Genomic DNA, 9974 nt, shown 5'->3' on the forward strand with positions numbered 1-9974 from the left:
AAACACCCGGACATCACCGTCACTCCGCCGACGAGCGCCAGCGCGCAGTCTCCGGAGCGCAGCGCACGGGCCGCCAGGTGCAACGCCACGAGGGAGGCGGAGCAGGCCGTGTCCACGGTCACGGCGGGGCCCTCGAAACCGAAGGTGTAGGCGATGCGGCCGGAGACGACGCTGACGGCGGTGCCCGTCAGCAGGTGGCCGAGGGACTCGTGGCCGGCCTGGTTGAGCATCCCGGGATAGTCGGCGCCGTTGACGCCGACGAACACGCCGGTGCGGCTGCCGTGCAGGGTGGTGGCGTCGATCCCGGCCCGTTCGAAGGTCTCCCAGGAGGTCTCCAGCAACAGCCGCTGCTGGGGGTCCATTTCCAGGGCCTCGCGCGGGGAGATGCCGAAGAACCCGGCGTCGAACTCGGTGGCCGTGTCGAGGAAGCCGCCCTGCGGGCGGGGCCCGCCCTCGGGCCGCTGCCAGCCGCGGTCGGCGGGAAAGTCGCCCATGGCGTCGACTCCGCCGTACAGCAGGTCCCAGAAGGCCTCGGGCGTGTCGGCCCCGCCGGGGAACCGACATCCCATGCCCACGATCGCGATGGGCTCGCGCTCGGCGTCCTCCAGGTCCCGGACCCGGTCCCTGGTGCGCTTGAGGTCCGCGGTCACCCGCTTCAGGTACTCGACGACCTGCTCTTTGTCAGCCATGTCCGAAACCCCTCGTCGTACGGGATGTGCGTGTGGGCCGTGTGCGCATCAGCTCAGCCCGATCTCGTCGTCGATGTAGCGGAGAAGCTCTTCCTCGCTCGCCGAGCTCAGCTCGTCGACCCCGGTGTCCTGGGCCTGGCCGCCGGGGGCGGCCCCGGCCAGCCCCCTGGACCGCTCCCGCCAGCGCAGCAGCAGCGTCTCCAGCCGGGCCGTCACCTTCGTGACCTCGGCGGCGTCCCGCTCGTCCTCGAGCATCGCCTCCAGGCGGTCGACGGCCTCCTTGCCCCACTCCTCGGCCGCCGTCTCGGGCAGCAGTATCCCGAGCAGATGGCCGGTGAGCGCCTCGGGCGTGGGGTGGTCGAAGACGAGCGTGGTGGGCAGCCGGGTGCCGGCCAGGCGGGCCAGCCGGTTGCGGAGTTCCACGGCCGTCAGCGAGTCGAAGCCGAGCTCGGTGAAGGGCCGGGTCGCGGAGATCCGGTCCGCCGCCTCGTACTTGAGCACCGCGGCGATCTGGGCGCGTACCGTCTCCAGCAGGGCTTCCGTGCGCTCGGCCGGGGGCAGTGCGGACAGCCGGTCGCGCAGCGTCCGGCTGTCCGCCGTCGTGGCGGGGCGCGGTGCGGCGCGCACCAGGCCGCGCAGCAGCGCGGGGGGCTGTTCGTCGCCGGCCAGCCGGGCACGGTCGAGCCGGACCGGCGCGGTGTGCGGCAGGCCGGAGGCGAGGGCGCGGTCGAAGAGGGCGAGTCCTTCCTCGGTGGTGAACGGGAGGATGCCGCCCGCGCTCATGCGGCGCAGCTCGGCCTTGTCGAGGGTGGCGGTCAGTTCGCTGGTCTCCTCCCACAACCCCCACGACAACGACTGCGCCGGCAGCCCCTCGGCCCGCCGCCGCACCGCCAACGCATCCAGGAACACATTCGCCGCCGCGTAATTCGCCTGCCCAGGAGACCCGAACACCCCCGCAGCCGACGAGAACAACACAAACAACTCCACCCCACGACCCCGCGTCACCTCATGCAAATGCCACGCACCATCCACCTTCGGACGCAACACCGACCCCAACCGCTCCTCATCCAGCCCCGTCACCACACCGTCATCCACCGCACCCGCCGCATGCACCACCCCACGCACCTCAGGCAACCCCGCCAACAACCCCTCCACCGCACCCCGATCACCCACATCACACGCCACCACCCGCACCCGAGCACCCAACCCCTCCAACCCCGCCACCACACCAGCAACCCCCGGCGCACCCCCACCCCGCCGACTCACCAACACCACATCCCGCACCCCATACGCCACCACCACATGCCGCGCCACCGCAGCACCCACCACACCCGTACCACCCGTCACCAACACCGCACCCACACCCGACCACGACACCCCACCACCCGACACCACACCAGCATCAGGACGAACCAGCGCCAGCCGGGGTACGTACGCCTCCCCGCCGCGCAGGGCGACCTCCGGCTCGCCCGCGGCCACGGCCGCGGCCAGCACGGCGGCGGACACCTCGGCGGGGTCACCGTCGGTGTCCACCAGCAGAAAACGATCCGGATGCTCCGACTGGGCCGAACGCAACAGACCCCGCACCGCCGCCTGGGTCAGGTCCACGGTGTCGGTGTCCGCCACGGCGACACCGCCGCGGGTGACCACGGCCAGCCGCGCTTCGGCCAGGGGCTCGCTCGCCAGCCATTCCTGGGCGCGGGCGAGCGCGGTGGTCACCGCTTCGCGGACCCGTTCCGGCAGTTGCGCGCCGCCGGGCTCCCGCTGCCCGGGGGCGAGCAGGGCGGCGGCGTCCAGCAGCACCCACCGTGCGCCGTCGGCGACGGCGGCCTCGACCTCCGCCGCCGGCCTCGTGCCGTCCCACAGGAACGAGGGCACCGCCGCCGCGGGTTCGGGGAGCTCTCGGCGCTCCCAGCGCACCTCGTACAGCGAGCGGGCCGCGGTGGCGCCGGCGGAGCGGAGCCGGGCCGCGGTGACCGGGCGCAGTTCGACGCGTTCTGCGCCGAGCAGCGGGGTGCCGTCCGCGTCGGTGGCACGTACCCGTACGGCTCCGTCGCCGGCCGGGGACAGCAGGGCCCGTACGGTCCGGGGGCCGTCGGCCGGGTCCGCGCCGGCTGCCGGGTCCGTTCCGGCGGCCCAGAGGTGCACGCCCTGCCAGGCGGTGGGCTGCAGGGGTTCGGCGGTGCCCGGCCCGCCGAGGCCGGCGGGGTCGGTGAGGCGCCAGGCGTGGCACACCGACTCCAGCAGCGCGGCGCGCGCCGTGAGGCCCTCGACGGCGTGGTCGGGCAGTTCCACCTCGGCGTAGATCTCGTCGCCACCGCGCCAGGCCGCGCGCAGGCCTTGCAGGGCGGGGCCCACCTGCTGTCCGGCGGCGAAGAGCCGCCCGTAGAGCCCGGCCGTGTCCACCGGCGTGGCATCGGCCGGCGGCCAGGCTCCCGCGAGCCGTGCGTACGCCGCGTCGGGGGCGTCAGGCGCGCCGGGCGCGTCAGGCGCGTCAGGCGCGTCGGGGGCGTCGGGCGCGGGGGCGAGTACGGCGGTGGCGTGCGGGGTCCACTCCGCGGTGGGGTCGCCGTCGGGCCGGGCGTGGACGGTGAGCCGGCGGCGCCCGGCGGCGTCGGGGGCGTCGGCCATCACCTGGATCGCCAGGGCGCCGTCGGGGGCGAGGAGCAGCGGCTCGTGCTGCTCCAGCTCCGCGACCCGGGGCAGGCCGAGCCGGTCCGCGGCGTACAGCGCCCAGTCGAGCACGGCGGCGCCGGGCAGGACGGGGGTGTCCAGCACGGTGTGTTCGGCGGGCGAGGACGGGGCCGGGGCGTTGAGCCTGCCGCTGAACAGCACGGTGTCGGTTCCCGCCGGGACGACCGCCGCGGCGAGCACCGGGTGACCGGTCGCCTCGAGGCCGACACTGGCCGGGTCCGCCGAGCCGTGCGGCGCGTCCAGCCAGTAGCGCTCCCGCTGGAAGGCGTAGGTCGGCAGTTCGACGGCGTCGGCCGCCGGGTCCGCGGCGGGCACCAGCGCGGCCCAGTCCACGCCGAGGCCGCGGGTCCACAGGGTGGCGGCGGAACGCAGCAGGGCCGTGCGCTCGTCCTCGTCGCGGCGCAGCGTGCCGCTGACGACGACCTCCCGCCCGCCCGCCTCCAGGGCGGCGTCCTCGAGGGCCGCGGTGGTCACCGGGTGCGGGCTGACCTCGATGAAGGTGTCGACGCCGCGCGCCATGAGGTCGGCGACGACCTCGGCGAACCGCACCGGCCGGCGCAGGTTGCGGTACCAGTACTTCGGCCCGGGCCACCTCCACCGGCTCCCCGGTCACCGTGGAGTGCCAGGTCAGCTGCGGCGGCGCGGAGTCGATGTCGCCCAGCTCCTTGAACAGCCGGTCCCTGATGAGTTCGACCTGGGGCGCGTGGGAGGGGTAGGTGACGGGGATGCGGCGGGCGCGGATCCCGTCGGCCGCGCAGCCGTCGAGGAGCTGCCGCAGCGGCTCCTCGTCACCGGCGACGACGACGGCGCCGGGCCCGTTGACCGCGGCGACGACCACCCGGGCGGCGGGGTCCGCGTCGCCCGTGGGGTGGGTGTAGCGGTCGATGAGCGCCTGGGCCTCGTCGGCGGGCACGGTCAGCGAGGCCATGCCGCCCCGTCCGGCGAGCTCTTCGGCGATGACCCGGCTGCGCAGCGCCACCAGCCGGGCGCCGTCGGCCAGCGACAGGGCGCCGGCCACGCAGGCGGCCGCGATCTCGCCCTGCGAGTGGCCGACGACCACGGACGGGGTGATGCCGATGTGCTGCCAGACCTTGGCCAGGGACACCATCACGGCCCACAGCGCGGGCTGCACCACATCGACGCGCTCCAGGGCCTGCGCGTCGCCCAGCACGTCGAGCAGCTTCCAGTCGGCGTGTGCCGAAAGCTCTTCGGCACAGCGCCGCATCCAGGTGGCGAACACCGGTGAGGACTCCATGAGCCCGCGTGCCATGCCGGTCCACTGCGCGCCCTGGCCGGGGAAGACGAAGGCCACGGTGGCGCCGGGGCGCACGGCTCCGCGGACCAGCCCCGGTGCCTCGGGCTCGCGGCGGGTCAGGGCGGTGAGTCCTTCGGCGAAACCAGGGGGGTCGGTGGCGAGGACGACGGCGCGCTCGTCGAAGGCGGTGCGCGTCTCGATGAGCGCGGTGGCCGTCGCCAGGGGGTCGGTGCCGGTGGTGGCGAGTGCGCGCAGCCGCTCGGCCTGGCCGCGCAGCGCGGCGGCGGACTTGGCCGAGAGGAGCCAGGGCAGTACGGCGCCCTCGGCCGCGGTGACCACGGGCTCCGGGCGGCCCCGCTCCCCGGCCTGCTCGGCCGCCTCGGGCTCGGGGGCCTGTTCGAGGATGACGTGTGCGTTGGTGCCGCTGATGCCGAACGAGGAGACGGCGGCCCGCCGCGGCCGGTCGGTCCGCGGCCAGGGGACGGGCTCGGTGGCCAGTTCCACCGCGCCCGCCGACCAGTCGATGTGTTCGCTGGGCCGCTCGGCGTGCAGGGTCCGGGGCACCACGCTGTGGCGCAGGGCGAGCACCGTCTTGATCACGCCCGCGATGCCGGCCGCCGCCTGGGTGTGACCGATGTTGGACTTCACCGACCCCAACAGCACCGGCCGCCCCCCGGCCCGGTCCTGACCATAGGTGGCCAGCAGGGCCTGCGCCTCGATCGGATCTCCCAGAGTGGTGCCCGTGCCGTGCGCCTCCACCACATCGACATCCGACGGAGCGAGCCCCGCATTGGCCAGCGCCTGACGGATGACCCGCTGCTGAGACGGCCCATTGGGCGCCGTCAGGCCATTGGAAGCGCCGTCCTGGTTGACCGCCGAACCCTTGATGACGGCGAGGACCCGGTGGCCGTTGCGGCGCGCGTCCGACAGCCGCTCGACCAGGACCATGCCGGCGCCCTCGGCGACACCCATGCCGTCCGCCTCCGCGGAGAAGGCCTTGCAGCGGCCGTCGTGCGCCAGGCCGCGCTGCCGGGTGAACTCCGCGAAGATCGTCGGGGTGGCCATCACGGTGACGCCGCCGGCGAGCGCCAGATCGCACTCGGCGCGCTGCAGCGCGCTGACGGCCATGTCCAGCGCGACGAGCGAGGAGGAGCAGGCCGTGTCCACGGTCACGGCCGGGCCCTCCAGGCCGAGGGTGTAGGCGACCCGTCCGGTGGCCACGCTGCCGGCGTTGCCGTTGCTGAGGAAACCGGCGACGTCCTCGGGGACGGAGCGCAGCCGGGCGGCATACTCGTGGTACATCAGGCCGGAGAACACGCCGGTCCTGCTGCCGCGCAGCCGCGCCGGGTCGATCCCGGCCCGCTCGACGGCCTCCCAGGACAGCTCCAGCAGCATCCGGTGCTGCGGGTCCATGGTCACGGCCTCGCGCGGGGAGATCCCGAAGAAGGCGGCGTCGAAGTCGGCGGCGTCGTGCAGGAAGCCGCCCTGGTCCACCAGCGAGCTGCCGGGGCGCTCGCCCGTGGGGTCGAAGAAGGAGTCGAGCGCCCAGTCGCGGTCCGTGGGGAAGTCGCCGATGCCCTCGCCGCCGTCGGCGAGCAGCTGCCACAGCTTCTCGGGGGAGTCGATGCGGCCGGGGAAGCGGCAGCTCATGCCGACGATGGCGATGGGCTCGTCGTCGCGCACGACCCGGGCCACGGCAGTGTGGCGCGCGGTTTCGCCGGACAGCAGCCGGTGCAGATGGGCGCCGAGCGCGCCCGGCGTCGGGTAGTCGAACACCAGGGTGGCCGGCAGCCGGGTGCCGGTGAGCTCGTTGAGCCGGTTGCGCAGTTCCACCGCGGTCAGGGAGTCGAAGCCGAGGTCCTTGAAACCGCGCTCGACGGGGACCGCGTCGGCGCCGGAGTGCCCGAGTACGGCGGCGGCTTGGGCCCGGACGAGTTCGACGAGCAGCTTCTCGCGGTCCGCCTCGGGCGTCGCCTCGTACTCGGCCCGCCAGCCGCGGCCGGCCGGGGCGCCGGTGGCGCGGCGCGCGGGCGTACGCACCAGGGCGCGCAGCAACGGGTGCGGCCGCTGCCCTTCGGCGCGGGCGCGGGTCAGGTCGAGCCGTACGGGGACGGCGTGCGGGACGTCGAGGGCCAGCGCGTGGTCGAAGAGGGCGAGCCCTTCCTCGGTGCCGAGGGTCAGCAGGCCGCCGCGGCCGAGCCGGGCCTTGTCGGCCTCGTCGAGGGTGGCGGTCAGTTCGCTGGTCTCCTCCCACAACCCCCACGACAACGACTGCGCCGGCAGACCCTCGGCCCGCCGCCGCACCGCCAACGCGTCCAGAAACACATTCGCCGCCGCGTAATTCGCCTGCCCAGGAGACCCGAACACCCCCGCAGCCGACGAGAACAACACAAACAACTCCACCCCACGACCCCGCGTCACCTCATGCAAATGCCACGCACCATCCACCTTCGGACGCAACACCGACCCCAACCGCTCCTCATCCAGCCCCGTCACCACACCGTCATCCACCGCACCCGCCGCATGCACCACCCCACGCACCTCAGGCAACCCCGCCAACAACCCCTCCACCGCACCCCGATCCCCCACATCACACGCCACCACCCGCACCCGAGCACCCAACCCCTCCAACCCCGCCACCACACCAGCAGCCCCAGGCGCACCCTCACCCCGCCGACTCACCAACACCACATCCCGCACCCCATACGCCACCACCACATGCCGCGCCACCGCAGCACCCACCACACCCGTACCACCCGTCACCAACACCGCACCCACACCCGACCACGACACCCCACCACCCGACACCACACCAGCATCAGGACGAACCAGCAGTGGGACGAGCACGGTGTCGCCGCGCAGGGCGATCTCCGGCTCGCCCGCGGCCACGGCCGCGGCCAGCACGGCGGCGGACACCTCGGCGGGGTCACCGTCGGTGTCCACCAACACAAAACGATCCGGATGCTCCGACTGGGCCGAACGCAACAGACCCCGCACAGCCGCCTGGGCCGGGTCGGGCCGCTCACCGGGCATGGCGCCGACGGCGCCGCGGGTCAGCACGGCGAGCCGCGCCTGTGCGGGCGTCTCCTGGGCGAGCCATTCCCGCACCCGGGCCAGCGCGGCCCGGGTCAGGGCGTGGGCCGCGGCCGGCACGTCGAGGCCGTCCGGCAGGTCCTGGGCCGTGCAGTCGAACAGCACCACCTCGGGTTCCCCGGCGAGCACATCGGCGAGCGGGGTGCCCGGGCGCCACACCGCCGTACGCGGTGCGGCGGGGGCCGCGCCGGTCGGGGGCCGCCAGGTGTCCCAGCGCGGCACGTACAGCGACCGGGTGGGGGCCGCGCGCAGGTCGGCGGCGGACAGCGGCCGCAGCACCAGCTCGTCCACGGCGGCGACGGGCCTGCCAGTGGCGTCCGCGGCGCGCAGCCGTACGCCGTCCTCGCCGGCCGCGGTCAGCCGGACGCGCAGTGAGGTGGCGCCGTCGGTCCAGGTCCGCACGCCGGACCAGGCGAACGGAAGGCGTACCGCCCCCTCGTCGCCGAACAGTCCGCCGAGGCCCATGGCGTGGAGCGCGGAGTCGAGGAGTGCCGGGTGGACGAGGAAGTCGTCGGCGGGCGTCTCCTGGGCCAGGGCCACCTCGGCGAACACCTCGTCACCGCGCCGCCAGACGGACCGCAGCCCCTGGAAGGCGGGGCCGTACTCGTAGCCGCGCTCGAACAGGGCCGCGTAGTAGTCGCCCACCTCGACGGGGGTGGCGCCGGACGGCGGCCAGACGCCCTGGAGCGCGGCGAACTCCGCCGGGTCCTCGGGCGCTTCCTCGGCGGTCAGGGTGGCGGTGGCGTGTCGGATCCACTCGGCGGGCTCCTCCTGGTCGGCCGTGCCGGCCCGGGAGTGGATGGTGACGGTCCGGCTGCCGGTCCCGTCGGCCTCGGCGACCTGGACCTGGACGGTGACGCCGGTGTCCGCGGTGAAGGTGAGGGGGCGCTCGAGGGTGAGCTCCCGCAGTTGGCCGCAGCCGGTCTCCCGGCCGGCGGCGAGCGCGAGTTCCACGAAGGCGGTCCCCGGCAGCAGCGCGGTGTCCAGCACGGCGTGGTCGGCCAGCCAGGGGTGGGTCGACAGGGACAGCCGACCGGTGAGGACCACGTCGCCGGACTCGGCGGGGCGCGTGGCGGCGGCGAGCAGCGGGTGGGCGACGGGGTCGAGCCCGATGCCGGAGGGGTCGCCGGTGAGGGCCGGCCCTTCCAGCCAGTAGCGCCGCCGCTGGAACGGGTACGTCGGCAGCTCGGCCGCCCTGGCCGGCTCGGCGAGGGAGGCGGTGGCGGCCGCGGTGCCCAGGAAGGCGTCCCAGGAGATGCCGGCGCCGTGGGTCCACAGGGTGGCCGCCGCGCGGATCAGCGCGGCGCTGTCGTCCTGGTCGCGGCGGAGGGTACCGGAGACCACCACCTCCTCGCGGCCCGCGGCGGCCGCCAGGTCCTCGATGGCCGGGACGAGCACCGGGTGCGGGCTGATCTCGACGAAGGTGTCGATGCCCCGGTCGAGCAGCGCGGTGACCGTCTCGGCGAACCGCACGGGCCAGCGCAGGTTGCGGTACCAGTACTGGGCGTCGGCCTCCGTCTCGCCGAGCGGGGCCACGGTCACCGACGAGTGCATGGGTACGGAGCCCGCGCGCGGTGCGACGGTCTCGGCCAGCTCCAGCAGCCGGCCGCGGATGGCTTCGACGTGCGGGGTGTGCGAGGCGTAGTCGACCGGGATGGTGCGGGCGCGGACGCCCGCGGCCTCGGCGGCCGCGGACACCTCGGCGAGTGCCTCGGGGGCGCCGGCGATCACGGTGGCCCCGGGGCCGTTGACGGCGGCCACCCAGACCCCGTCGCGCTCGCCCAGGAGTTCGGCGGTGCGCTCGGCGGAGGCGGCGAGGGAGACCATGCCGCCCTGCCCCGCGAGGTCCTCGGCGATGGCCCGGCTGCGCAGCGCGACCAGACGCGCCCCGTCCTCCAGGGAGAGGACACCGGCGACACACGCGGCGGCGATCTCGCCCTGTGAATGGCCCGCCACCACGTCGGGGGTCAGCCCCGCGGCCTGCCACACCCGGGCCAGGGAGACCATGACGGCCCACAGCGCCGGCTGCACCACATCGACGCGCCCGAGGGCCTGCTCGTCACCGAGCGCGTCGAGCAACTCCCAGTCCACGTGCGGCGCCAGCGCGTCGGCGCACTCGCGCATGGCCGCGGCGAAGAGGGGCGAGGACTCCAGGAGCCCGGTGGCCATGCCGAGCCGCTGGGCACCCTGCCCCGGGAAGACGAACGCGACCTTGGCGCCGGGGCGTGCGGTGCCCCGCACCA

General features: G+C 74.9%; 2 protein-coding genes and 1 pseudogene. All 3 read right to left on the reverse strand.

The window, feature by feature from the left end; all coding sequences use genetic code 11:
• Positions 1 to 689 (reverse strand): beta-ketoacyl synthase N-terminal-like domain-containing protein (locus tag BBH68_RS32255; RefSeq protein WP_174589119.1); only part of this gene is annotated, 689 nt, incomplete at its 3' end.
• 48 nt (positions 690 to 737) lie between these two features.
• A complete protein-coding gene (locus BBH68_RS40000) occupies positions 738 to 3902 on the reverse strand; it encodes a type I polyketide synthase (protein ID WP_245738415.1) in 3165 nt (1054 codons plus the stop codon).
• Positions 3903 to 3996: 94 nt separating this feature from the next.
• Positions 3997 to 9974 (reverse strand): annotated as a pseudogene (locus BBH68_RS43615) (SDR family NAD(P)-dependent oxidoreductase); the annotation flags it as partial.

Origin of the sequence: Streptomyces sparsogenes (assembly GCF_001704635.1) — a bacterium.
GTDB lineage: Bacteria > Actinomycetota > Actinomycetes > Streptomycetales > Streptomycetaceae > Streptomyces > Streptomyces sparsogenes.

What these genes read in the sequence shown, in the direction of transcription:
- BBH68_RS40000 (WP_245738415.1), bottom strand. Translation starts at nt 3,902, where the DNA reads ATGGCGCGCGGCGTCGACACCTTCATCGAGGTCAGCCCGCACCCGGTG.